We start from the raw sequence: 25067 nt of genomic DNA, 5'->3' as shown, positions 1-25067 counted from the left end.
TTTTTCAATAAAGAAACTTATGAAATCAAAAGAAAATCTTGTTTTTTTAGGTATGATGGGATCTGGGAAGAGCTCTATTGGTTCGCTAACTGCAAAAAAATTACAGATCAAATTCATAGATGTAGATAAAGAGATTGAAAGAGAATTGGGCTTATCTATATCCAAAATATTTGAAAAAAAAGGTGAAGATTATTTTAGAAAATTTGAAGAAAAAACAACTCTCAAATTATTAAAATTTAATTCAGTTGTCGTATCACTCGGTGGTGGAGCATTTATGAATAAAGTAATTAGAAAAGAAATTCTTAAAAACCACATCTCTTTTTGGCTAAACTGGAATAATGAAACATTACTGAATAGAATTAAAAATAGTAAAAAAAGACCCCTGGCTATTAATTCAACAGAAAATGAATTGATTGATTTAATAAAAAAACGATCTAACATTTACTCTAAAGCTTTATATGAAATTAAATGTGATAAATTGTCAAAAAATGAAATTGTTAAAAAAGTTTTAAAAAATTATGAAACCCATTAAGTTAAAAATTAATACTAAAACTCAAAAATATTCAATTATTATTGGTTCAAATTTAGGATCTGGTATATCAAAAATTTTAAAAGAAAATTCAATAAACTTTAAACAATGTTTGCTCGTTATCGATAAAAATATTTCTAAACATTTTATTTCAAAGATTAAAAAATCTCTTAACAAAAAAAAGCTTCATATTCATTATTTTAAAGCTAATGAAATGAACAAAAATTTTACAAGCGTAAACAAAATTTTGGATATTTTACTAACCAAAAACTTTTCAAGAGAGGATTGTGTTATATCTATTGGCGGGGGTATTACTGGAGATATAAGTGGTTTTGCAGCCAGTCTATTTAAAAGAGGATTAAAATTTATCAATATTCCAACTACACTTTTATCTCAAGTAGACTCATCGATTGGAGGAAAAACAGGAGTAAATACTAAATTTGGAAAAAACTTAATAGGAAGTTTTTATCAACCAAATCTGGTTATATCAGATGTTCAATTTTTAAAGACTTTACCAAAAAGAGAATTGATTTGTGGTTATGGTGAAATTTTAAAACATTCTTTAATTGCCAATAAAAGTTTTTATAAATTTTTAGATAAAAATAGTAATAGAATTTTAAAACTTTCATCTCCATTTATTGAAAGAGCTATATACGAAAGCTGTAAAATAAAAAAAAATGTTGTTGAAAAAGATGAAAAAGAAAAAGGCTTAAGAAAAATATTAAATTTTGGTCACACATTTGCTCATGCTTATGAAGCTTCTTTGGGTTATTCAAAAAAACTTAACCATGGAGAAGCCGTAATACTTGGCATGCAAAGTGCATTAAGCTTTAGTTTAAAAAATAATTTAATTCAAAAAAATGACTATTATTCAATCTTAAAGCACATTTCAAAAGCAAGTTTACCATCAAATATAAAAAAAATTTTTAAGACTCGAGATTTAAATAAAATATTATCTTTTATGGCTAAAGATAAAAAAAATAATTCAAGTAATATTAATTTAGTTTTATTAAAAAAAATTGGATATCCAATTATAAACAGAGAGTATAAAAAAAATAATTTATCTAAGTTTCTGAAAAATGAATTAAGAAATTAAAATTTGTATTGAATGGATATGTTCTTTCAATTCTTTATCTAAAATTTTATAAACTCTTTTGTTACTTTTAATTCTACTTAAAGCCTTTAATTCACTTGAACTCAGAATAATTTTTAAATGATATCTACCCTCTTGATTACCAGCATGATTTTTATGAAGAAAAGATTTATCTTCTATTTTAATACTTTCGATATCAATTTGGTCAGTAAGTTTTTTTTTTACAATTGCAATTAACTCATTTATATCCATAAACTAAATCTATTATACATCATGAAAAATATTTGCGACTGGAATAATTGTAATGAAATTGGTGACTACAGAGCACCTGTTGAAAAAGATAATAGTAAAAAATATAGAATGCTTTGTCTAGAACATGTGAAAGAGTTTAATAAAAATTGGAATTATTTCTCAGGAATGAATGATGATCAAGTCTTGAATTTCTTAAAATCAGATATGATTTGGCACAAACCCACTCAAAGCTTTAGCTCTTCTGATAATTTCTTCAAAGTTCTGTGGAATAACACTTTAAGGGATGAATTAGACAAAGATAAAATTAATGGTGACTACAATCATATGCGTCAATTTAAATTTAACCATAAGGATATCAAAGCCTTTGGTATATTGGGAATTTCAGTGGGATTAAAGTGGGAAAAAGTTCAAGATAAGTTCAAATTACTTGTCAAAAAATATCACCCAGATATAAATGCCGGAAACAAAAAATATGAAGAAAAACTAAAATTAATAACTTTAGCTTACACTCAACTTAAAAATACTTATAGAGATAAAATTGACTCCAAATCTTAATATTCAACCCAACATAAAAGTTTCATTAAAACAAACTTTTGGAATCGACTCTGAAATGGAAGTAGATGCTTTTGCAGAAAAGAATGAATATGTTCCTGAAATAGACAAAAGTTACAAATTCGATAGAGATACTACGATGGCAATAGTCTCTGGTTTTGCTCACAACAAAAGAGTCTTAGTTCAAGGATATCATGGTACTGGAAAATCAACACATATAGAACAAATCGCTGCTAGATTAAACTGGCCATGTATTCGAGTAAATTTAGATAGTCATGTAAGTAGAATAGATCTGATAGGCAAAGATGCAATCGTTCTTAAAGATGGAAAACAAGTCACTCAATTTAATGAAGGTATTTTACCTTGGTCAATACAAAATCCGGTAGCACTAGTTTTTGATGAGTATGATGCTGGTAGACCAGATGTAATGTTTGTAATTCAAAGAGTTTTGGAGGCAGAAGGTAATTTTACTCTTCTGGATAAAAATAAAGTAATTAAACAAAATAAATTTTTTAGATTGTTTGCAACTTCAAATACTGTTGGATTGGGTGATACCACTGGTCTTTATCATGGAACACAACAAATAAATCAAGGACAAATGGATAGATGGAATATTGTCACTACTCTAAACTATCTAAGTCTTGATAGAGAATTAGATATTGTTTTAGCAAAAAATAAAAATCTGAATAACGCTAAAGGAAAAGAAAAAGTTGCTAATATGATAAAAGTAGCCTCTTTAACCAGAAAAGGATTTATCGCAGGTGATATATCAACAGTAATGAGTCCCAGAACAGTTTTGCATTGGGCAGAAAATTCAGAAATTTTTAAAGATACAGGTTATGCTTTTAGAGTTACTTTTCTCAATAAATGTGATGAAATTGAAAAAAATACTATCGCAGAATATTATCAAAGATGTTTTGGTGAGGAACTTCCAGAATCATTGATGAATATTCAAATTTAAATGAGCGGTAAAATAGATAGTTTAAAAGAAAAATTCAGACTTGCTTTAACTTCAACAGCAAAAGTAATTTCAGATGATTTTGGGTTAATAAGTAAATCATCAGAAAAAGATAAAAAAAAAGAATTAAGCCCAATCGAAATTGACAACTTAACTAAGCCAAGTGATTTTATTAAATTACGTGCTGAAACAGATTCTTCTGCTTTAAAAAAAAAATTTTCTGATGAAAGTGTTTATAAAAAAAACCTTCCCTCTAATACTTCATCAAGATCTCTTTATAATATTGCTGAAAAAATAAGATATGAGGCCTTGGGTGGTAAAATGCTAAAAGGAATTGAAAAAAATTTTCAACATAATTACTCACATATCATTAGTACTAAAAGAAAAGATCAGCTAAAAACAAAAGAAGACGTGCCCGTAACAGAGGCATTCGAGCTTTATATGCTTAAAAATTTTCATCAGATAAAGTTAAATCCTTTAACAACTAAAATGTTAAATTTTTGGAAAAAAGATTTTGAACAATCAGTAGAAAAACATAAAAAATTTTTACAAGAAAATTTAGAAAATCAAGAAAACTACAGTTCAAGATTCTCTCAAATTTTAGAGGAAATGGATATTTTTCAAACTGAAGAGGACGAAGAAAAAAAAGATGAAAATCAAGATCAAGGACAAGACAATCCCTCAAACGATGACCAGAATAAAGACAAGGAAGACAATAAAGATGAGAATAATGATCAGGAAACACAAGCCACTTTAGATGCTGATTATAATGTTGATGAGTTTAATCTTGATGAACAGCTTTCAGATATTGAGTCCGATGAACAAAGTTCAGAACAAATTGTTCAAAAAAATCTTGATAATGTCAATTTAGATTACAAAATTTTTACAACACAATATGATGAAGTAACAAAAGCAGAAAAATTAGAGAATGCAGATGAGGCAACAAAGCTTCGCAAAACATTGGATCAACAACTAGTAGGATTTCAAGACGTCATAACTAAACTTGCAAACAAATTACAAAGACAGTTGCTTGCAAAACAGAATAGAGCATGGGATTTTGATTTAGAAGAAGGCTTACTTGATAGCTCTAAGCTACCAAGAATTATTATGGATCCGTACAATTCGTTGTCATTTAAAAAAGAGAAGGATTTAGATTTTAAAGATACAATCGTTACTTTATTGATTGATAATTCTGGATCAATGAGAGGAAGACCTATCACAATAGCTGCAATATGCGCTGATATTTTATCTAGAACTTTAGAAAGGTGTTCTGTGAAAGTTGAAATTTTAGGATTTACAACAAAAAATTGGAAGGGTGGACAAAGTAGAGAGCTTTGGAATAAAAATTCTAAACCCAAAACTCCTGGAAGATTAAATGATTTAAGACATATAATTTATAAAGGTGCTGATACTCACTGGAGACAAGCTAAAAATAATTTAGGACTCATGTTGAAGGAGGGTTTGTTAAAAGAAAATATTGATGGAGAAGCTATTTCTTGGGCATACAATAGAATTAAGAAGAGAAAAGAAGAAAGAAAAATTATGATGGTAATTTCTGATGGTGCTCCAGTAGATGACTCCACTCTTTCAGTAAATTCAGGAGATTTTTTAGAGAAACATTTAAAGAAAATGGTAAAATTCATAGAAACAAAAACTGAAATTGAAGTTTTAGCAATTGGTATTGGTCATGATGTTTCGAGATATTATGATAAGGCGATTAAAATTACAGATGTAAATGAACTGGGAGATGTTATGATATCTCAATTAAGTTCTTTATTTGAAACTAAAAGAAAATTTCACTAAATATTAAATAAATCTTTATTATTCCATTTAATAATTACTTCTGCCCCACTTCTAGTTTTTGAGTTTCTACAGTTAATTGAAGCAAAATTTTTTTCTAAAAGTGTTTTTCCAATAAACAACCCTAATCCTAGACCTGTTTTCGACTTATCGATAGGATCTTTAGTTCTTAAATATGGTTCACCAATTTTTGATAAGATATCTTTTGGATAACCATTACCGTCATCTTCAATGACAATTTCTGTAATTTCACTATCACTTTTTAAGGTTATATAAATTTTATTTTTAGAAAATTTATTAGCATTCCCAATAAAGTTTCTTAAGCCATATACAATTTCTATAGATTTAGTTATTTTTTTTTGGTTTGAAAATTGATCATAATTAAAAATAAACTTTTTTTGACTAATCTCTTTAAATGATGCAATAATTTCACTTAAATAGTCTTTCATTGAAAGATCTTTATCAATGAACTCATCTTCTTCTACAGGGTTTAAAGTTAGTCGTTTTAGAATTTCATTACATCTTTCCACCTGGCTGGACAATAGCTCAATATCTTTTTTAACATCATCTTGATTTTTAAATTGTTTTTCTAAATCATGAGCAATAATCTTTATGGTAGACAAAGGAGTTCCAAGTGAATGAGCTGCAGCTGCAGCTTGACCTCCTAAAGATAAAAGTTCATGTTCAGTAGCCATCACCTCTTCCATTTTTGCCAGTGCTTCTCTTCTTAATCTAGATTGTGTTCCAAATGACATGGCTAAATAATTTAAAAAAATTAAGGCAATTATTAAAGCGATTGGAATTGAGTAGAAATAGTAAGGACTAACATGAAAATGATCACTAATCGGAGCCGGTAAATCTAAAGAGTAAAATGTAAGTATAAAAATTGTAACTATTGTAAGAAATACTAATAGGGAATTAGTTCTAAAACTTAAATTTGATGAAGAAAAAATACTTGGTATCAGTAAAAAAATAACAAATGGATTGGTAATTCCTCCTGTTAGAAAAAGTAAAGCACCTAATTGCAATATATCGATTACTAAAAAAATAAAAGCTGATCTGTCTGATAATTGTGTTTTTTTATATATGAAGATTAAAAATAGATTACTTAAAACACCTAAAAGAATAACCAAATTACAAACAATAAAATTAAAATTAAAATTTAAAAAAAAATAAACAAAGTTAACTGAAATTAATTGTCCTATTATTCCAATCCACCTTAAGCTTATATAGGTTGATTTTTTAAAGAAATGATATTTTGAAGTTTCAAAAAACTTCATTATTATATATCAAGATTTTGTACATTAATTGCGTTAGAAATTATAAAATCTTTTCTCAAAGCAACATCGTTACCCATTAATGTATGTATTAGACTTTGATCTTTTTTAAAATCTTTTGAATACTGTACTTGTAGTAGATTTCTTGTTTCTGGATCAAGAGTTGTGCTCCATAATTCTTCTGGGTTCATCTCCCCTAAACCTTTGAATCTTTGAATATTCATTTTTGATTTTTCTAAATCTAATTCTTTAATAAACTCTTTAGATCCTCTTTTTAATTTTTTTAATTCTTTATTGTTATTAACAATATAATCTTCTAACTCTTTTTCATCTTTAATATATATTCCTTTGGTTCCTTTATTTATTTTAAATAAAGGAGGTTGAGCTAAATAAACATGTCCATTTTCAATTAATTTATTAAATGGTTTGTTGTTAAAAAAAGTTAATAGAAGAGCTCTAATATGTGATCCGTCTACATCAGCATCTGTCATAATAATAATTTTTCCATACCTTAGATCTTTTAAATCTATTTCCAGTACTTTCGGATCTAGTCCTAAGGCATTGATTAAAGTAACTATTTCATTAGATGAAATCATTTTTGATAAAGCTTTAGTTCTTTGTTGCTCAGAACTATCACCATTCCCATTCTTTTTACCGTTTAAATCCTCAACATAAGTGTTTAAAATTTTACCTCTTAAAGGTAGGACAGCTTGATTAGCTCTATTTCTGCCCTGTTTAGCTGAGCCGCCAGCTGAATCACCCTCTACAATAAATAATTCTGTGCCTTCTTGTTTTCCTATTTGACAATCTGCAAGTTTTCCAGGAAGACCACTTAATTCTAAAGCACCTTTTCTTCTTACATTTTCTCTAGCTTTTCGGGCTACATCTCTTGCCATTGCCGCTTGAATAACTTTTGCAAGAATTATTTTTGCAACTGAAGGGTTTTGATCAAACCATATAGATAGTTTTTCATTTACAACTGTTTCAACAATCATTCTAACTTCTGAAGAAACTAATTTATCTTTAGTTTGAGATGAAAATTTTGGATCTGGAATTTTTGCAGATATCACACAAGTAAGCCCTTCCTTGATATCATCTCCTGAAATAGCTAATTTGTTTTTTTTTAGAAGATTGTGTTCATTTGCATATTTGTTAATAACTCTTGTTAGTGCACTTCTAAAACCTAATAAATGTGTTCCACCATCTTTTTGATAGATATTATTTGTGTAAGGAAAAATGTCTTCAGCATAACTTGCATTCCATTTTAAAGAACATTCGAGTTCAATATTGTCTTTTTTTCCTTCTATATAGATTGGTTTTTTAAATAAATCATTTCCATTTTTATTTTGTAGTTTATCTCTTTTTTCATCTAGAAAATCTACAAACTCGAGTACACCACCATCAAATTTAAATTCAGATACTTTCTCTTTTTTTAAACTAGCATCAGTAAAAATTATTTTAATACCTTTATTCAAGAAGGCTAGCTCTCTCATTCTTTTGATCAGAATATTTGCACTAAATTTTATGGAAGAAAATATTTCTTTTGATGGCAAAAATGTTATTTGAGTCCCAGTTTCTTTAGATTTTCCTGTGACTTTCAACGGTGCTTTTGCTTCACCGTTTTTAAATTCTATAAAGTGCTTTTTTCCATCCCTGTTAATTTCTAATTGTAATGACTCAGACAAAGCATTAACAACGGAAACACCCACTCCATGAAGTCCTCCTGACACTTTATATGAATTGTGATCAAATTTACCACCAGCATGAAGTTGGGTCATAATAACTTCTGCAGCTGATTTTTTTTCTCCTTTATGCATATCAACAGGAATTCCTCGACCATCATCATTTACAGTAATAGTTCCATCAGAGTTAATTCTCACATTAATATTTTTACAGTGACCTGCTAGAGCTTCATCTATGGAGTTATCAACCACTTCATAAACCATATGATGCAAACCAGTTCCATCATCTGTATCTCCAATATACATCCCTGGTCTTTTTCTAACTGCTTCAAGACCTTTTAAAACTTTAATGGAATCTGCTTGGTATGTATTTTTATTTGTCATTTTTTAAATTATTGGAAAAAAAAATTATAACATTTTTTATAAAAAATGCTGATTTATCTTCACTAAATTAAGTAAAAAAAAGCTAATTAGGACTGCAAATAAAGGCTTATTTAATGGCGGAGAGAATGGGATTCGAACCCATGAAAGGATTGCTCCTTTACACGCTTTCCAAGCGTGCGCCTTCAACCACTCGGCCACCTCTCCAATTATTTTTCTTTTGATATCTTGAGAACACCAATAAATGCCTCCTGGGGAATTTCTACTCTTCCAAATTGTTTTGATCTGGCCTTACCCTTTTTTTGCTTTTCAAGAAGTTTTCTTTTTCGGTCTGTAGCTCCACCACCATGAATTTTGGTTAAAACATCTTTTTTAAAACCTTTAATAGTTTCTCTAGCTATTATTTTTCCTCCAATTGCTGCTTGAACAGGTATCATAAAATTATGTCTTGGTATTAAATCTTTTAGTTTTTCACAAACTTCTCTTCCAGTTCTTTGGGCAAAATCTTTGTGAATCATCATTGCTAAAGCATCTACTGGTTCAGCATTAACTAAAATTCCAAGTTTTACTAAATCTCCTTCTCTATGTTCAATAATTTCATAATCAAAACTAGCATATCCACTAGTCATAGATTTTAAACGATCATTAAAATCAAAAACTACTTCATTTAATGGTAGTTCATAATTTACTACAGCTCTATTTCCTGAATAACTTAAATTAGTTTGTATTCCTCTTTTATCCTGACACATTTTCATAATTGAGCCTAAATATTCGTCTGGGGTAATTATTGTTGCCTTTATCCAAGGTTCTTCAATTAACTTAATCAAAGTTGGATCCGGTAAACTTGAAGGGTTATGGAGATCTATTATATCTCCACTATTCATATAAACTTTATATACTACCCCTGGAGTTGTTGTTAATAAGTTTACATCAAATTCTCTTTCTAATCTTTCCGTAACAATTTCTAAATGAAGCAATCCTAAAAACCCACATCTAAAACCTAGTCCTAATGCTGAAGAAGACTCAGGCTCAAATGAAAAACTTGCATCATTCAATTGTAGTTTGGCTAAACCATCTTTTAACTTTTGATATTCAGAACTATCTACTGGAAATAATCCACAAAAAACTACAGGCTTACTAGGTTTAAAACCAGGAAGCGCTTCTGTTAAAGGTTTTGTAGCATCACATATTGTGTCACCAACTTTTGTTTCTGATAAAACTTTTATTCCGGTTGTTATAAAACCTATTTCTCCAGCATTTAATCCATTGATATCTGTAGCTTTTGGCGTAAATACACCTACTTTTTCAACAATATATTCTTGATTGGTTGACATCATTTTAATTTTCATATTTTTTGAAATTTTACCATCAATAACTCTGACTAGAATAACAACTCCTAAGTAAGTATCGTACCAACTATCAACTAATAAACATTTTAAATCTCCTAAACTTTTACCTTTAGGTCCAGGTAAAGCTGTAATAATTTTTTCTAAAATATCATCAATACCCTCTCCTGTTTTACCCGAACAAGGAATTGCACTCTCTGTATCTATACCTATTACTTCCTCTATTTGTTTTTTTGTTCTATCTAAATCTGATGCAGGGAGATCTACTTTATTTAAAACTGGTACTATTTCATGATCTATATCTAAAGCTTGATAAACATTTGCAAGAGTTTGTGCTTCTACTCCTTGAGTACTATCAACAATTAAAATTGATCCCTCACAAGCATAAAGGGATCTACTTACCTCATAACTAAAATCGACATGACCAGGAGTATCAATTATATTTAAAATATAATCTTTACCATCCTTTGCTTTATAATTAAGTTTAACTGTTTGAGCTTTGATTGTAATTCCTCTTTCACGCTCAATATCCATTGAGTCTAATACTTGAGCTTTCATTTCTCTTTCTGTAAGCCCTCCACAGCTATGAATTATTCTATCTGCTATTGTAGATTTACCATGATCAATATGCGCAATAATTGCAAAGTTTCTAATATTATCAATATTACTCATTTGCTTTAAGATCGTATCTTAGCGCCAGTTTTATTTTCAACTGTTTTAATTATAGAATTATTGATGTTTTCTAAATCACCATCATTCAATGTTTTTTCAGATGATTGTATAGTCACACTAATTGCTATTGATTTTTTATTTTCTGGAATATTTTCACCCTCATAGACATCAAAAACTTTGATATCACTAATCAGTTTTTGATCCACACTTGAAATAGCATTAATTAAATCCTGAGCTTTAACCTCTTTATCAACTACAAAAGCAAAGTCTCTCTCAGATTTTTGATAGTCTGATACTTCAAATTTAGTTTTTTGGTCTTTTAATGTTTTTTTTGGTAATTTTAAATTATCTAGAAAAATTTCAAATCCAACTAATGAATCTGTTTTAATATCTATATTTTTTATAATATTTGGATGAATCTCCCCAAAATATGCTGCAATTTGATCTTTGCCTCGATTTAAAAATAACCTGCCTGACTTACCTGGGTGATAATAATTTGGTGTCTCATCATCTATAAAAAATTTATCTGAATTATATCCTGCTTCAATTAAAGTTTGGACTACATCTCTTTTAACATCAAATACATCAACATTTCTCTCTTTTTCAATCCATGATAATCTTGATCTTTTACCTGCTGATAAACCACAAACTACTGTGTTTTGTTCACCAGGGTTTGAACCAGTAAAAATTGGTCCTATTTCAAATATCGATAAATCTTTAAAACCTCTATCTAAATTTTTATTCATATACATAATTAAATTTGAAAAAATTGAGTTTCTCAAAACTCCCAACTCTGAGCTTATGGGATTTACTATTTTAATTTCCTCACTTTGATCTTTAAAATGATTGTTATAATTTGAGTCAGTAAATGACCAAGTTATAGCCTCTAAATATCCTTTAGATGCAATTGCTCTCTGTAAAAAATGAAATAACTTTTGTGACTGAGTTAAAGTAGATTTATTTCTTTCTTTGATTGGATCTATAGTTTTTATTTTATCATAACCAGTTATCCTTACCAACTCTTCAACAACATCTATTTCCTGTGAAATATCTGGTCTCCAAGTTGGGATGGTTAATTTTAAATGTTTTTGTTCTTTTTTAATTTTGAAACCAAGGTCTTCTAAGATTTTAAGCATTTCCTTAATTGAAATTTTAAATCCTGTTATTTTTTCAAATAAATTAGTATCAAATTTTATGGTTTTAGCTTTTGCTGTTTCAATTGTTTGAATATCAATTTTACTAATTTCTCCCCCACAAATCTCTTTTATTAATAGTGCTGCTTTATTTAATCCATTTTCAATAGATAATGGATCAATGCCTCTTTCAAACCTAAACTTTGCGTCTGTATCTAAGTTTAATTTTTTTGATGTGCTTCTAATAGATCTAGGCTCAAAATATGCTGACTCTAACAAAATATTTTTAGTATCAAATTCGGTGCCTGATCTTGTGCCTCCAATAATTCCACCTAATCCCAATACACCCTTACCATCACTTATCACACACATCCCGTCGTCTAATCTATAACTTTTATTATCAAGAGCTGCAAACTCTTCACCAGATTTTGAATTTCTAACTACAATACCTTTTTCTATTTTATCTGCATCATAAGCATGTAGTGGACGATTAATATCAAGCATTACATAGTTAGTAATATCAACTATTGCTGAAATTGGTTTTTGTCCAATTGAAACTAGTTTATCTTTTAACCATTTAGGGCTTTCAGTATTTTTTACATTAGTAATTAAACAGCTACCAAAAGAACTACAAGCTTGATTTTTTTCTTTATTAATTTTAACTTTTATAATTTGTTTCACATTTGACTTAATTTTTTTTTCTTTTAAATTTTTTAATTTTCCAAAACCTGAGGCAGCAAGATCTCTTGCTATTCCTCTAACACCAAGACAATCTGGCCTATTAGGAGTAATCGACAGATCTATAAGATTGGAATTTGATTTTGAAAAATAACTTTTTCCAATACTCTTTTCATATTTTTTTGATGACAATTCAGTTATTCCATCACTTTCGTCTGATAAATTTAATTCAGACTCAGAACAAAGCATCCCGTAAGAAGTAACGTCCCTAATTTTAGCTACCACCAATTTTACTTTACTTTTTGGAACAATGGCTCCAGGTGGGGCATATATTGTAATTAATCCTTCTTTTGCATTGGGCGCACCACACACAACTTTTTTTATCTCGTTTTCTCCCACATCAACGTCACAAACTTTTAGTCGATCAGCATTTGGATGTTTTTCTGTCTTTAAAATTTTTGCTACTTTAAATAAATCAAGACCAGCTGATAAGTTTTCTACACTTTCTACCTCAAGCCCAATATTTGTTAGTTGTTCTAAAAGCTTATCTTCATTTAATTTTGTGTCTAAATGATCCTTTAACCAATCAAATGTGATCTTCATCTACTCAATCCTCTATAATTTGTTGGTACATCTAAAGGATCAAAACCAAAATGATTTAACCATCTAAAATCACAATCAAAAAAAGCTCTCAGGTCATTAATACCATATTTAAGCATTGCCAATCTATCAATTCCTATTCCAAATGCATATCCCTGATACTTTAATGGATCAACTTTTACATTTTTCAAAACATTAGGATGAACCATTCCGCACCCTAAAATTTCAAGCCATTGGTCACCTTCTCCAATAACAATTTTCCCATCTTTAATTTCATAACCAATATCTACTTCTGCGGATGGTTCAGTAAATGGAAAGTGACTTGGTCTAAATCTCATTTTAATTTTTTCAACCTCAAAAAACTCTTTAATAAAATAATTTAAACAACCCTTTAAATGTCCCATATTTATATTTTTATCTATATGCAAACCTTCTACTTGATGAAACATTGGCGCATGTGTCTGGTCACTATCTGACCTGTAAGTTCTTCCAGGTGCAATAATTTTAAATGGAGGTTTATTTTTTAACATTGTTCTAATTTGAACTGGAGACGTGTGAGTTCTTAACAAAGTTTCTTTATTCTTATCAAGATAAAATGTGTCATGCATATCTCTTGCTGGATGATTATCAGGAGTATTTAAAGCAGTAAAATTATTATACTCATTTTCAATATCTGGGCCTTCTTCAACACTAAAACCTATCTCAGAAAAAATTGATGAAATTTCATCTATAGTTTGTGAAACAGGATGAATTTTACCTCTCACAAAAGGTCTTTCGGGAAGAGTTAAATCCATTTTTTCTTTTTCTAATTTTTCATTTATTTTTTTTGATTCAATTTCATTAATTTTATTAGTTATTAAATTTTGCAACTCATCCTTAATTTGGTTAAGATCTGATGCAAATTTTTTTCTATCTGTCTCTGGTATAGAGCCGATATTTTTGAATTGAGAAGATATCAAACCGTTTTTGCCAAATAACTCTGTCTTGATTTGATTGATTTCTTCTAAACTTAAATTATTGTTAAGTTTAGCCGAGTAGTCATTTTGAATATTTTTTAAGTCTGACATATTGATAGATTATTTCCTTAAGAAATAAAAACAATAGCGAAGATTAATTTAAAGCGGATTGAGCTTTTTGAACAATTGTTTTAAATGCTTCTGGGCTATCGTAAGCAATTTCAGCAAGAATTTTTCTATCGATTGTTATGCCACATTTTCCAAGGCCATTGATAAATTTAGAATAAGTTAAACCTTCAGCTCTAACTCCAGCATTAATTCTTTGTATCCATAAAGATTTAAAATCTCTTTTTTTATTTCTTCTATCTCTGTAGGCGTATTGCATCGCTTTTTCCATCGCTTGCTTTGCAACTCTGATAGTATTTTTTCTTCTACCCCATTGACCTTTGACAGCCTTTAAAACTTTTTTATGTTTTGCTTTGCTAGTTACGCCTCTTTTAACTCTTGCCATTATTAACCTCTTAAACTGTAGGGCATGTATGATTTAACAATTTTGCTATCTTGCTTAGACATAGTTGTTGTACCTCTTAATTTTCTTATTTGAGAATTCGTTCTTTTAATCATGCCATGTCTTTTACCAGCTTGGGCTGTCATTACTTTGCCAGTGGCTGATATCTTAAATCTTTTTTTAGCTGAGCTTTTTGTTTTTAATTTTGGCATAATTCTGCGGTGTTATACAAAGATTGATATAAATTTACAACCCATATTAAGGCCTATAAAGGCTGAATTACCATGATCATTTGCTTACCATCGAACTTAGGGTGTAATTCTACCTTACCAATATCCTTCATGTCTTCTTTGATCTTATCCATCAATTCTTTTCCTAAGTGAGAATGTTGTAATTCACGACCTTTAAATCTTACAGTAAATTTTACTTTATCCCCTTTGGCAATAAATTTTTTTGCATTTTTAACCTTAAAATCATAATCATGAGTTTCTGTTACAGGTCTCATTTTAATCTCTTTTAATAAAACAATTTTTTGTTTTTTCTTAGCAATATTTGCTTTCTTTTGGGCATCGTATTTAAACTTACCCATATCCATAATCTTACAAACAGGTGGATTTGCATTAGCAGCTATCTCTATTAAATCTAATCCTTGATTTTTTGCCATTGAGATTGCCTCATTGGTATTCATGACGCCGAGATTTTCACCACCACTTGCTATAACTTGAACATCTGGAGATGAGATTCTATTATTAGATCTAGGACCTCTGTCTTTTGTTCTTCTTTGAAAGTAATTTTGTTTAAAATCTGCCACTTAGTTTGAGGATGCTTTGTTTAAAGCAGAGAAAGTTTTTAAGAATAAATTTAAATCCATATTTTCTTGTTTGTTCGAGTCTAACCTTCTAATCGTTACCGAGTTGGAGTCAACTTCTTTTTTACCACAAATTAATAAAACCGGTATTTTTGCTAAAGAATGATCTCTAATTTTGTAATTTAAATTATTATTTTTTAAATCTACCGATGAACTAATACCCGCATCTTTTATTTTTTTTGATACTTTTACTGCATAGTCATTAAATTCTTCTGAAATAGGTATCACCATAGTTTGCAAAGGAGATATCCAAAATGGAAACTTTCCAGCATAGTTTTCAATTAAAATTCCAATAAATCTTTCTAATGAACCAAATAATGCTCTATGAAGCATAACAGGAACCTTTTTGGTTCCATCTTTGTCAACATAAGAGGCATCTAATCTTCCTGGTAAATTTAAATCAACTTGCAAAGTTCCACACTGCCAATCTCTTCCAATTGCATCTCTTAAAACAAATTCAATTTTAGGACCATAAAATGCACCTTCGCCTTTGTTAATACTATATTCCAACTTAGATGCTTTGACTGCCTCGAGCAAAGAAGCCTCGGCTTTATCCCAAACTTCATCATCACCAACTCTTACATCTGGCCTATCTGCATATTTTAGAATTACATTTTCAAAACCTAAATCTTTGTAAATATCTAAAATTAAATTAGTTACTTCTAAACATTCACTTGTAATTTGATCTTCGGAACAAAATATATGAGCATCATCTTGAGTAAATGCTCTCACTCTTAGTAGGCCATGTAATGCTCCAGAAGGTTCATAGCGATGTACTTTTCCAAATTCTGTTATACGTAAAGGTAGATCTCTGTAGCTTTTTAAACCTTGGTTAAATACCTGAATATGCCCAGGACAATTCATAGGTTTAATAGCAAATACCTTTTCGTCTGGAGTTTCTGAGGTATACATGTTTTCACCGTATTTTTCCCAATGACCAGATTTTTCCCACAATTGTCTATCCAATATCTCTGGTGTATTCACTTCTTTATAACCAGCAGCGTCCTGTCTAGCTCTCATATAATTAATTAATTTTTGAAATAAAGCCCAACCTTTTTCGTGCCAAAATACTGACCCAGGACTTTCTTCTCTAAAATGAAATAAATCCATTTCTTTTCCAAGTTTTCGGTGATCTCTTTTTTCAGCTTCTTCAATTCTTTTTAAATATTCATCCAGATCTTTTTGTGTTGCCCAACTTGTACCGTATATTCTTTGGAGCATTTCATTATTTGAGTCACCTCTCCAATAAGCTCCAGAAACTTTTGTAAGTTTAAAGAATTTTCCAATTTTACCTGTTGAAGAAAGATGTGGACCTCTGCATAGATCGTGCCAATCACCATGGAAATAAATAGATACATCCTCATTTTCTGGGATTGCTTCAATCAACTCTGCTTTATACGTTTCACCTTTTTCTTTAAAATGTGAAATAGCTTTATTTCTCTCCCAAATTTCTCTTTTTGTGATTTCATTTCTGTCCACAATTTCTTTCATCTTATTTTCAATTTTTTCTAAATCGTCTTCAGTAAAAGGTTCTTTTCTAGCAAAATCATAATAAAAACCATTTTCAATAACTGGTCCTATAGTAACTTGCGTTCCTGGAAATAATTCTTGAACTGCCATTGCTAATATATGTGCAGTATCATGCCTTACAGTTTCTAGGCCCTCAGGATTTTTTGACGTAAAAATTTTAATTGAACAATCTTTTTCTATTAAAAAATCTAAATCTTTTAAATCACCATCGACACTTATAACCATAGCTTGTTTGGCAAGTGACTTACTAATTTTTTCAGCTACATCTAGACCTGTAACTTTATTTGGAAATATTAAATTATTTCCATCTGGTAAGGTAATTATAGGCATTAATTTAATATTCTTTTATACTCTGAATAAGTAGAAAAGCACATTTTTTCAACATTAAATTTTTGAATTATGTTTTTTCTTCCTTCTTTGCCTATCGATTGTAACAGTGTTTCATCCATAGAAAGAACTTTTAAAATTTTTTTACTTAATGATTTTGCATTGTTAGACTTGAATAAAAAACCAGTTTTTTCGTCAATTATAGTTTCATTAGACCCACCAATATCGCTTGCAATTATTAGTTTTTCCATTGATTGAGCCTCAACCGCAACTCTTCCAAAAGCCTCTGGCTCGATTGATGCAGATATTACTATATCTGAAACTTTGTAGGCTAAAGCCATGTCATTACAGTGATCAATAAATTTAACTTGGTTATTTAATCTGTATTGTTCTGTAAGTCTAATAAGTTTTTTTTTATATAGATCTCTACCTTGATCACTTCCAAGAATTACAGCATAAAAAGCTTCGTATCCAAGTTCGATATTAACTAAATTAATTGCTTCTATAAAAACTTCTTGTCCTTTCCATCCTGTTAATCTGCCAGGTAAAAGAATTATTTTTTTATCTTTTTCTATTTGCCATTTTATTAATAGTTTTTTTTCATCACTATCTAATTTGGTAGTTGGATCAAAATAGTCGATATTAATTCCTCTAAATATAACTAAAAGTTTTTTTTTAGCATTAAGATATTTTGTATAATTATCTTTGATATGAGAAAAAATAAAATTAGAACCTGCTATGATTAAGTCAGACCTAACCATTACAGAATTATAAAATTTTTTAATTTTATTATTAAAATTATAAGTTCCATGAAAAGTAGTAACAAATTTTCTGCCTGTAATTTTAGCCGCTAACAAGCAAGACCAGGCCGGTGCTCTACTTCTTGCATGTACAATTGAAATATTCTTAACGAGTATAATTGCAACTAAAGCTAAAGAATTAATGAATATAATTAAAGGATTTTTACTATGTACAGGAAGTTTTATTATTTTTACTTTTTTTTTATCAACAAATTTAAGAAGTTCTCCTCCACTTGTTACAATAAAAGATCCACAACTATTTTCTGGTAAATAATGAGCAATATCATAACAACCTGTTTCAGCACCTCCATAACCTAATTTTGGTATAACTTGTAAAACTTTTAAATTAGATGACATTTGATATGATTATATAACATTAGATTAAACATATAAACGATTATGAATTATTTTAGATATTACAGAGTCTCAAAAAGTAAGAAAATAAGATTTGTTTGCAATATTCATAAAGGTGCTCCTTTTATTCTTTTTTTACATGGTTTTATGTCTGATTTAGAAGGAAAAAAACCAAATGCTTTTTTAAAATTTGCTAAACAAAACAAACTGAGTTTTTTAGCACTTGAATATTCTGGACACGGAAAATCATCGGGAAAATTTACAAATGGTAATATTACAAAATGGAGTAACGAAACATCGGCTCTTATTAAAAAATTTGTGAAGAAAAATGATTTTATTGTTGTTGGTTCAAGTATGGGCGCATGGTTAGCACTTAAACAATTTCAAAAATTTAAAAGTCAAATAAAAGGATTTTTGGGTATAGGTTCTGCTCCTGAATTTTTAGAAAAATTAATCTGGAAAAAGTTCACAAAAAAAATGAAGTCTGAAATAATCCAAAAAGGAATTTTACAATTAAAACATGGCAATTATGAATATCCAATTACTCTACAATTGATAAAAGATGGGAGAAAAAATAAGGTTTTAAACAAAAAAATAAATTCTGAGATAAATGTTACTATGGTGCATGGTCAAAAAGATGAAGTGGTACCTGTTTCTTATTCAAGAAAAGTTATAAAAATCTTTCAAAAAGCAAAAAAAAAATTAGTTATTATTAGTAATGGTGATCACAGTTTATCAAGTCAAAGGTGGCTTAAAATAATAATAAAGGAGTTAAAACTAATTATTTAACTAACTTCTTTAATAAATGGTTTATTGCTGATTGGATTGCTTAACTTGTCTAACATTTCTTTTGGACAAACTTGAATAAAATTCTTTAACTCCTCATTATAATTTTCAACTAACATTTTTGATAAATTGGATCCAGTTTCTTTAAAATGTTCTTGGATTAAATCTTTAAGAAATGTTTTCCAATAATCTGTTTCTACCTTTTGCCACACAACAGATTCATCATTGACTTTTTTTTCAAATTCTCCTGATTTATCATAGATAAATGCCATTCCTCCTGTCATCCCTGCTGCAAAGTTATCACCTACATCACCTAAGATTACTACAGTTCCTCCTGTCATGTATTCACAACCATTTGAGTCACATCCTTCAATTACCGTAGTTGCTCCAGAGTTTCGAACAGCAAATCTTTCTCCTGCCTGTCCAGCTGCAAATAATTTTCCTGATGTTGCACCATATAAAACTGTATTACCTATAATAGTGTTTTCATTTGAAATTAAATTACTTTCATCAGATAATTTTATTGAAATTGTTGCCCCTGATAACCCCTTACCTACATAATCATTAGCATCTCCTTTAAGAGCAAGTTTTAATCCTCTGGCTGAAAAAGCACCAAATGATTGTCCTGCTGAACCCTTGAAATTTAATACTAAAAAGTTTTCATTAAGTTTTTCATATCCATATTTTTTATAAAGGTGATGAGATATTCTAGTTCCAACTGCTCTATTCGTATTTTTAATAATGTATTCTTTTTCTATTTTTTCAGAGCTATCTAAAGATTTTTCAATCTCTGGCCAAATTTCTTGATCAAGTGTATCTGGTACATGGTTTATTTCTTGATTTTCACAATATCTTTTATTGTTACCGTTATCTGCCTGTACAAAAAGTGGGTTCAGATCTAAATCATCAAGATTTGGGGAGGCTTTACTAACCTGCATTAAAAGGTCTGTTCTTCCAATTATATCATTTAATGATTTAAAACCTATTTTTGCTAAAATTTCTCTTACTTCAGATGCTATAAAAGTGAATAAGTTAACTACTTTATCTGGAGTACCTGTAAATTTTTCTCTAAGTTTTTCGTCTTGAGTACAAACACCAACAGGACATGTGTTTGAATGACATTGTCTAACCATGATACATCCCATTGCAACTAAAGCAGTGGTTGCTACACCATACTCTTCCGCTCCCATCATTGCTGCAATAACAACATCTCTTCCTGTTTTAATACCGCCATCAGTTCTAAGAGTAACTTTGTGTCTAAGATTGTTTAAGGTTAAAACTTGATTAGCTTCTGTTAAACCCATTTCCCATGGTATTCCAACATACTTAACACTAGTTTGTGGTGTTGCACCTGTACCACCATTATGTCCTGATATTAATATTATATCTGCTTTTGCTTTAGCAACACCAGCTGCAATTGTTCCTACGCCTGATGAGGCAACAAGTTTAACCCCAATTCTTGCTTTAGGATTTATTTGTTTCAAATCATAAATAAGTTGAGCAAGATCTTCTATTGAATAAATATCGTGATGTGGTGGAGGAGATATTAAAGTAACTCCAGGCGTTGAGTGTCTTAGTTTTGCAATCTCATCAGTAACTTTAAACCCTGGTAGTTGCCCACCTTCTCCTGGTTTTGCTCCTTGAGCTATTTTAATTTCAATTTCATTACAATTATTTAAATAATTAACTGTTACGCCAAATCTTGCTGAAGCTATTTGTTTTACTCTAGAATTTGCACTGTCTCCATTTTCTAGAACTTTAAACCTACTCTCATCTTCTCCACCCTCACCACTACAAGAGGCACCTTTAATCCTGTTCATTCCTGTGGCAAGTGTTTCATGAGCTTCTTTTGAAAGCGCTCCATGTGACATGCTTCCGCTTCCAAATCTTTTAAGTATATTTTGTATTGGTTCAACTTCAGAGATATCAATCGGTCCTTTCAATTTTTTTGATCTGAAATCAATTAAATCCCTCAAATTTATTGGTGGTAAATTATATATTCCTTCTGCATACCTTTTGTAAGCTTCATAAGAATTTGATCCTACAGCGCTTTGTAGTAAATGAATTAATTTTCCTTGATATTGGTGTGTTTCTCCATTTTTACGATATCTATATATTCCACCTATTGGTAAAATAGTTTCAGAGCTTTCAAATGCTTCTTTATGAATAGATCTAATTTTTTTTTCTATTCCTGTTAATCCAATTCCAGAAATTTTGGATACCACACCTGGAAAATAATCAGCAGCAATTGTTCTACTTAATCCAACAGTTTCAAAATTACATCCCCCCCTATATGAACTCAAAACAGAAATTCCCATTTTAGACATGATTTTTAATAGACCAGCATTTACAGATTTAATGTATCTTTCAACACATTCATCAAAACTAAATTTTCCAAAAAGTTTTTTTTCATGTCTTTGATATAAGCTGTCAAAAGCAAGGTATGGGTTTACTGTAGTTGCACCTACACCAATTAAGGTAGCAAATGAATGTGTATCTAAAGCTTCTCCAGATTGAACATTTATCGAAACATATCCTCTTAATTTTTTTTCTATTAAGAATGAATTGATTGCTCCTACACATAACAACATAGGAATAGGTAAATTAGTTTCTGACAAGCCTTTATCGCTCAAAATTAATTGAGTGACACCCTGTCTAACAGCAATTTCTGCATCCTTTTGGACTTGTTTTATTGACTCAAACAAAGACTGATCTTTAGAAAAAGTACAATCTATAACTAATGAATTTTTCCCAAAGAAATTAATAAATTTATCAAATTGAGAGTTTGATAAAATTGGACTATTTAAAACATAAATATTTTGCTTAGTTAAATTATCAAAATCCAAAATATTACCCAAATTTCCAAACCTTGTTTTTAGACTCATAACCTTGTTTTCTCTTAATGAATCAATTGGAGGATTTGTTACTTGGCTAAAATTTTGTCTAAAGAAATGATAAAGAGGTCTGTATTTATCTGACAATACTGCAAGCGGGGTATCATCACCCATAGAACCTATTGCCTCTTTTGCATCCTCAGCCATCGGGTGCAAAATAAGCTCTAAGTCTTCTAAGCTCATTCCAAAGGTATATTGTCTTCTTCTTAATTCATCGCCAGAAAATAAGTGTTTTTCACCAGAAATAGTAATTTTTTCATCTAAATCAATAATTTGAGAGTTAAAGTGTTTATATTCTTTTGCTAAATAATCTTTGATTTTACTATTAGTAAATACTTTTCCTTTTTCAATTCTAACTCCAATTATTTCTCCTGGGCCTAATCTTCCCTTCGTTAAAATTTTCTTCTCATTAAGTTCAATCATTCCTGTTTCTGAACCTGCAAATAATAAGTTATCTTTAGTGATTGCGTATCTCAATGGTCTTAATCCATTTCTATCATTTGCGGCAATTACCCACTCATTATCTGTTCCAGCAATAGCTGCAGGCCCATCCCAAGGTTCCATGGTACTATTTAGAAAATTAAATAATTGTTGATGATCTTTAGGCAAAGTTTTATTTTTTTTAGACCAAGCATCGGGCACTAGCATTAATTTTGCTAAAGGTGCTGGCTGTCCTGAAATATTTAATAATTCAAAAACATTGTCTAATGCAGCTGAGTCGGATGCACCTTGTTGAATTACAGGTTTTAAATTTTCAATGTTGTCAAATAGTGGGCTATTCATCTCTTGTTCATGAACCTTCATCCAATTTTTATTACCACGATATGTATTAATTTCTCCATTATGAGCAATTGCTCTAAAAGGTTGGGCCAAATTCCAACTTGGCGCTGTGTTAGTAGAAAATCTTTGATGAAAAATTGCATATCTTGATACAAATCTTTCATCCTTTAAATCCAAGAAAAATTCTGAAATAGCCTCTGCTAAAAACATCCCCTTATAAATAATTGATTTCGAGCTAAGCGAGCAAATATAAAAATTATTTAAAGAAATCTGAAAAGCTTTATTTTCGATTATTCTTCTTGTTTCATAAATCTTTCTTTCAAGATCTTTGTTTAATAATTCTGGGTTATTTGATTTAAAAAGTACTTGAATAATTTCAGGCATTGTCTGAAATGCTTTTTCACCTAAGACCTTTGGGTTTACTGGAACTTGTCTCCAACCATATATGCTAAAATCATTTTTTGTTAATTCACTCTCAACTATTGTTTTACAGCTTTCCTGTGCTGCATAATCATTTCTTGGCAAGAAAATCATTCCGACACATATTTCTGAATTATCGTGGGTATGACCTGTGACTTCTATTTTTTCTATAAAAAAATCTTTTGGTATTTCCACATGTATTCCTGCACCATCACCTGTTTTTCCATCAGCATCAACAGCTCCTCTATGCCAAACTGCTTTTAAAGCTTCAATTCCGTACTCAACAACTTTACGTGATTTTTTTCCTTCTGTAGACGCAATTAAACCAACACCACAAGCATCGTGCTCCATCTCTTCAGAATAAACATGGTTTTTCTTTAATATTTCAAAGTTTTTTTGATAATTTTTCATCAAGCCACTTTTGATTGTTTTAATTGCTTATTTTCTAAGTACTTTTTAATTGAAGCAGCAGCATCTCTTCCATCTTTTATTGCCCAAACAACTAAAGATGCGCCTCTAACTATGTCACCTGCTGCAAAAACCCCACTCAAATTTGTTTCCATTGTGTCAAAATCAGTTTTTATTGTTCCCCATTTTGTTACTTGTAGTTCGTTTGTATCAAATAAAGTTGGTAAATCTTCAGGATCAAAACCTAGAGCTTTTATAATCATATCAGCTTTGACCTCAAAACTTGAATCTTGTTGAACTTCAGGTTTTCTTCTTCCACTTTCGTCTGGTTCACCTAACTTTATTTGGTCAACAATTAACTTTTCAACTTTGTTAATTCCTTTAAATTCCTTAGGACTTGACAGCCAAACAAATTCAACACCTTCCTCTTCAGCATTAGTCACCTCTCTTGCTGATCCAGGCATATTCTCTTTATCTCTTCTATATATACATTTGACAGATTTTGCTTTTTGTCTAATTGATGTTCTTACACAGTCCATTGCTGTATCACCACCACCAATTACAACAATATTTTTTCCTTCTGCATTTAAAATTCCTTTATCAAATAATTCTACCTTATCACCTAATCCTTTTTTATTTGATGCAGTTAAAAAATCCATTGCAGGAAAAATATTATTTAAATCATTACCTGGAAGCTCTACTTCTCGAGCTTTGTAAACTCCTGTTGCAATTAAAATTGCATCATGTTTTTTTCTTAATTGTTCTAAACTTGCATCTTTTCCTACTTCAAAATTTTGGACAAATTCAATTCCCCCATCCTTTAAAAGTTTGGTTCTTCTCTCAACAACTTCTTTTTCAAGTTTAAAATTTGGTATTCCATAAATCAATAATCCACCAGCTCTATCATATCTGTCATAAACGGTAATTTTATATCCACTTTTTCTTAATTCTTCAGCTCGAGCTAGACCAGCCGGACCAGCACCAATTATTCCAATACTTTCATTTTTTTCATTAGAAACACTTATAGGTTTTACCCAACCTTGTTCCCAAGCATTATCAGTTATGTATTTCTCCATTGATCCAATAGTTACTGTTCCATGGCCAGATTGTTCAATAACACAATTTCCTTCACATAATCTATCTTGTGGACATATTCTTCCACAGACTTCTGGCATATTATTTGTGCTTTGGGATAATTCGTAAGCTTCCTTAAGTCTTCCTTCGGCAGTTAGCTTAAGCCAATCAGGAATATTATTACTTAATGGGCAATGAACTTGGCAAAAAGGAACTCCACACTGAGAACATCTGCTAGATTGCTCTTTAGCTCTATCGCTAATAAATTCGTCATAAATCTCATTAAAGTCTTTTTTTCTGACATCAATCTCCCTTTTAGGTGGAGTTTGTTGACCTATTTTTACAAACTTTAGCATTTTGTCAGACATAATTTTTATAATTTATAGCAAATTATATATTGTTTTTATTA

19 protein-coding genes and 1 tRNA gene are annotated in these 25067 nt (G+C 29.8%); 6 read left to right on the top strand and 14 right to left on the bottom strand.

Annotation, left to right across the window (positions count from 1 at the left end; genetic code table 11):
• Positions 1-19: 19 nt before the first annotated feature.
• Both ACIJYC_RS00245 and aroB read left to right on the top strand, forming a co-directional pair.
• Positions 20-532: a shikimate kinase gene (locus ACIJYC_RS00245; protein ID WP_435166433.1), complete on the top strand. Its 513-nt coding sequence runs from the start codon at positions 20-22 to the stop codon at positions 530-532.
• Positions 519-1625, top strand: a complete 1107-nt coding sequence (gene aroB, locus ACIJYC_RS00240) for a 3-dehydroquinate synthase (protein ID WP_435166430.1) — start codon at positions 519-521, stop codon at positions 1623-1625. The genes ACIJYC_RS00245 and aroB overlap by 14 nt, the downstream gene beginning before the upstream one ends.
• Here aroB and ACIJYC_RS00235 read toward each other — a convergent pair.
• Positions 1614-1874 carry a BolA/IbaG family iron-sulfur metabolism protein gene (locus tag ACIJYC_RS00235; protein WP_435166428.1) on the bottom strand — a complete coding sequence of 87 codons (261 nt, stop codon included), beginning with the start codon at positions 1872-1874 and terminating at the stop codon, positions 1614-1616. The two genes, aroB and ACIJYC_RS00235, sit on opposite strands and share 12 nt — an antisense overlap.
• A 21-nt stretch (positions 1875-1895) precedes the next feature.
• Between ACIJYC_RS00235 and ACIJYC_RS00230 the strand changes: the two genes are divergently transcribed.
• The 3 genes from ACIJYC_RS00230 to ACIJYC_RS00220 are packed head-to-tail and all read left to right on the top strand — an operon-like array spanning position 1896 to position 5187.
• Positions 1896-2429, top strand: coding sequence for a J domain-containing protein (locus ACIJYC_RS00230; protein ID WP_435116712.1), 534 nt, complete (start codon positions 1896-1898; stop codon positions 2427-2429).
• Entirely contained in the window at positions 2413-3387 is a 975-nt protein-coding gene (cobS, locus tag ACIJYC_RS00225) for a cobaltochelatase subunit CobS (RefSeq protein ID WP_435166425.1), read from the top strand. The genes ACIJYC_RS00230 and cobS overlap by 17 nt, the downstream gene beginning before the upstream one ends.
• Entirely contained in the window at positions 3388-5187 is a 1800-nt protein-coding gene (locus ACIJYC_RS00220; RefSeq protein WP_435166422.1) for a cobaltochelatase CobT-related protein, read from the top strand.
• On the opposite strand, the gene ACIJYC_RS00215 is transcribed toward ACIJYC_RS00220, so the two are convergent.
• The 11 genes from ACIJYC_RS00215 to ACIJYC_RS00165 all read right to left on the bottom strand — a co-directional run bounded on the left by ACIJYC_RS00215 (position 5184) and on the right by ACIJYC_RS00165 (position 18299).
• Entirely contained in the window at positions 5184-6464 is a 1281-nt protein-coding gene (locus ACIJYC_RS00215; RefSeq protein WP_435166419.1) for an ActS/PrrB/RegB family redox-sensitive histidine kinase, read from the bottom strand. The two genes, ACIJYC_RS00220 and ACIJYC_RS00215, sit on opposite strands and share 4 nt — an antisense overlap.
• A gap of 2 nt (positions 6465-6466) precedes the next feature.
• Entirely contained in the window at positions 6467-8527 is a 2061-nt protein-coding gene (locus ACIJYC_RS00210; protein ID WP_435166416.1) for a DNA gyrase subunit B, read from the bottom strand.
• A gap of 114 nt (positions 8528-8641) precedes the next feature.
• Positions 8642-8731: transfer RNA gene (locus tag ACIJYC_RS00205), tRNA-Ser, on the bottom strand.
• A 2-nt stretch (positions 8732-8733) separates the two neighbouring features.
• Complete coding sequence (gene lepA, locus ACIJYC_RS00200) at positions 8734-10542, bottom strand: translation elongation factor 4 (protein WP_435166413.1); 1809 nt, start codon at positions 10540-10542, stop codon at positions 8734-8736.
• Between the two features lie 5 nt (positions 10543-10547).
• Complete coding sequence (gene pheT, locus ACIJYC_RS00195; protein ID WP_435166411.1) at positions 10548-12956, bottom strand: phenylalanine--tRNA ligase subunit beta; 2409 nt, start codon at positions 12954-12956, stop codon at positions 10548-10550.
• A complete protein-coding gene (gene pheS / locus ACIJYC_RS00190; RefSeq protein ID WP_435166408.1) occupies positions 12953-14020 on the bottom strand; it encodes a phenylalanine--tRNA ligase subunit alpha in 1068 nt (355 codons plus the stop codon). Before pheS ends, pheT begins: the two co-directional genes overlap by 4 nt.
• 43 nt (positions 14021-14063) lie before the next feature.
• Positions 14064-14420 carry a 50S ribosomal protein L20 gene (rplT, locus tag ACIJYC_RS00185; RefSeq protein ID WP_023649116.1) on the bottom strand — a complete coding sequence of 119 codons (357 nt, stop codon included), beginning with the start codon at positions 14418-14420 and terminating at the stop codon, positions 14064-14066.
• 2 nt (positions 14421-14422) lie between these two features.
• Positions 14423-14629: a 50S ribosomal protein L35 gene (rpmI, locus tag ACIJYC_RS00180; protein ID WP_435166405.1), complete on the bottom strand. Its 207-nt coding sequence runs from the start codon at positions 14627-14629 to the stop codon at positions 14423-14425.
• Positions 14630-14682: 53 nt separating this feature from the next.
• Positions 14683-15228: a translation initiation factor IF-3 gene (gene infC, locus ACIJYC_RS00175; protein WP_435166402.1), complete on the bottom strand. Its 546-nt coding sequence runs from the start codon at positions 15226-15228 to the stop codon at positions 14683-14685.
• Positions 15229-17145 carry a threonine--tRNA ligase gene (gene thrS, locus ACIJYC_RS00170; RefSeq protein WP_435166399.1) on the bottom strand — a complete coding sequence of 639 codons (1917 nt, stop codon included), beginning with the start codon at positions 17143-17145 and terminating at the stop codon, positions 15229-15231.
• A complete protein-coding gene (locus ACIJYC_RS00165) occupies positions 17145-18299 on the bottom strand; it encodes a glycosyltransferase family 4 protein (protein ID WP_435166396.1) in 1155 nt (384 codons plus the stop codon). Before ACIJYC_RS00165 ends, thrS begins: the two co-directional genes overlap by 1 nt.
• Before the next feature lie 42 nt (positions 18300-18341).
• Here ACIJYC_RS00165 and ACIJYC_RS00160 point away from each other — a divergent pair, with 42 nt between their 5' ends.
• On the top strand, positions 18342-19085 hold the full coding sequence (locus ACIJYC_RS00160; protein ID WP_435166393.1) for an alpha/beta hydrolase: 744 nt from the start codon (positions 18342-18344) through the stop codon (positions 19083-19085).
• Here the strand turns inward: ACIJYC_RS00160 and gltB are convergent.
• Both gltB and ACIJYC_RS00150 read right to left on the bottom strand, forming a co-directional pair.
• Positions 19082-23587 carry a glutamate synthase large subunit gene (gltB, locus tag ACIJYC_RS00155; RefSeq protein WP_435166390.1) on the bottom strand — a complete coding sequence of 1502 codons (4506 nt, stop codon included), beginning with the start codon at positions 23585-23587 and terminating at the stop codon, positions 19082-19084. The two genes, ACIJYC_RS00160 and gltB, sit on opposite strands and share 4 nt — an antisense overlap.
• Positions 23587-25026 carry an NAD(P)-dependent oxidoreductase gene (locus tag ACIJYC_RS00150; protein WP_435166387.1) on the bottom strand — a complete coding sequence of 480 codons (1440 nt, stop codon included), beginning with the start codon at positions 25024-25026 and terminating at the stop codon, positions 23587-23589. Before ACIJYC_RS00150 ends, gltB begins: the two co-directional genes overlap by 1 nt.
• Positions 25027-25067: the final 41 nt, after the last annotated feature.

This window comes from Candidatus Pelagibacter bacterium nBUS_28 (assembly GCF_051200915.1).
Lineage (GTDB): Bacteria > Pseudomonadota > Alphaproteobacteria > Pelagibacterales > Pelagibacteraceae > Pelagibacter.
Note: the sequence above shows the minus strand (reverse complement) of the source record. Positions and strands in the feature narration are given on the sequence as shown.

Coding starts and splice junctions, on each gene's coding strand:
- ACIJYC_RS00245 (WP_435166433.1), top strand. CDS start 20: ATGAAATCAAAAGAAAATCTTGTTTTTTTAGGTATGATGGGATCTGGG.
- aroB (WP_435166430.1), top strand. CDS start 519: ATGAAACCCATTAAGTTAAAAATTAATACTAAAACTCAAAAATATTCA.
- ACIJYC_RS00235 (WP_435166428.1), bottom strand. CDS start 1,874: ATGGATATAAATGAGTTAATTGCAATTGTAAAAAAAAAACTTACTGAC.
- ACIJYC_RS00230 (WP_435116712.1), top strand. CDS start 1,896: ATGAAAAATATTTGCGACTGGAATAATTGTAATGAAATTGGTGACTAC.
- ACIJYC_RS00220 (WP_435166422.1), top strand. CDS start 3,388: ATGAGCGGTAAAATAGATAGTTTAAAAGAAAAATTCAGACTTGCTTTA.
- ACIJYC_RS00215 (WP_435166419.1), bottom strand. CDS start 6,464: ATGAAGTTTTTTGAAACTTCAAAATATCATTTCTTTAAAAAATCAACC.
- ACIJYC_RS00210 (WP_435166416.1), bottom strand. CDS start 8,527: ATGACAAATAAAAATACATACCAAGCAGATTCCATTAAAGTTTTAAAA.
- lepA (WP_435166413.1), bottom strand. CDS start 10,542: ATGAGTAATATTGATAATATTAGAAACTTTGCAATTATTGCGCATATT.
- pheT (WP_435166411.1), bottom strand. CDS start 12,956: ATGAAGATCACATTTGATTGGTTAAAGGATCATTTAGACACAAAATTA.
- pheS (WP_435166408.1), bottom strand. CDS start 14,020: ATGTCAGACTTAAAAAATATTCAAAATGACTACTCGGCTAAACTTAAC.
- rplT (WP_023649116.1), bottom strand. CDS start 14,420: ATGGCAAGAGTTAAAAGAGGCGTAACTAGCAAAGCAAAACATAAAAAA.
- rpmI (WP_435166405.1), bottom strand. CDS start 14,629: ATGCCAAAATTAAAAACAAAAAGCTCAGCTAAAAAAAGATTTAAGATA.
- thrS (WP_435166399.1), bottom strand. CDS start 17,145: ATGCCTATAATTACCTTACCAGATGGAAATAATTTAATATTTCCAAAT.
- ACIJYC_RS00165 (WP_435166396.1), bottom strand. CDS start 18,299: ATGTCATCTAATTTAAAAGTTTTACAAGTTATACCAAAATTAGGTTAT.
- ACIJYC_RS00160 (WP_435166393.1), top strand. CDS start 18,342: ATGAATTATTTTAGATATTACAGAGTCTCAAAAAGTAAGAAAATAAGA.
- gltB (WP_435166390.1), bottom strand. CDS start 23,587: ATGAAAAATTATCAAAAAAACTTTGAAATATTAAAGAAAAACCATGTT.
- ACIJYC_RS00150 (WP_435166387.1), bottom strand. CDS start 25,026: ATGTCTGACAAAATGCTAAAGTTTGTAAAAATAGGTCAACAAACTCCA.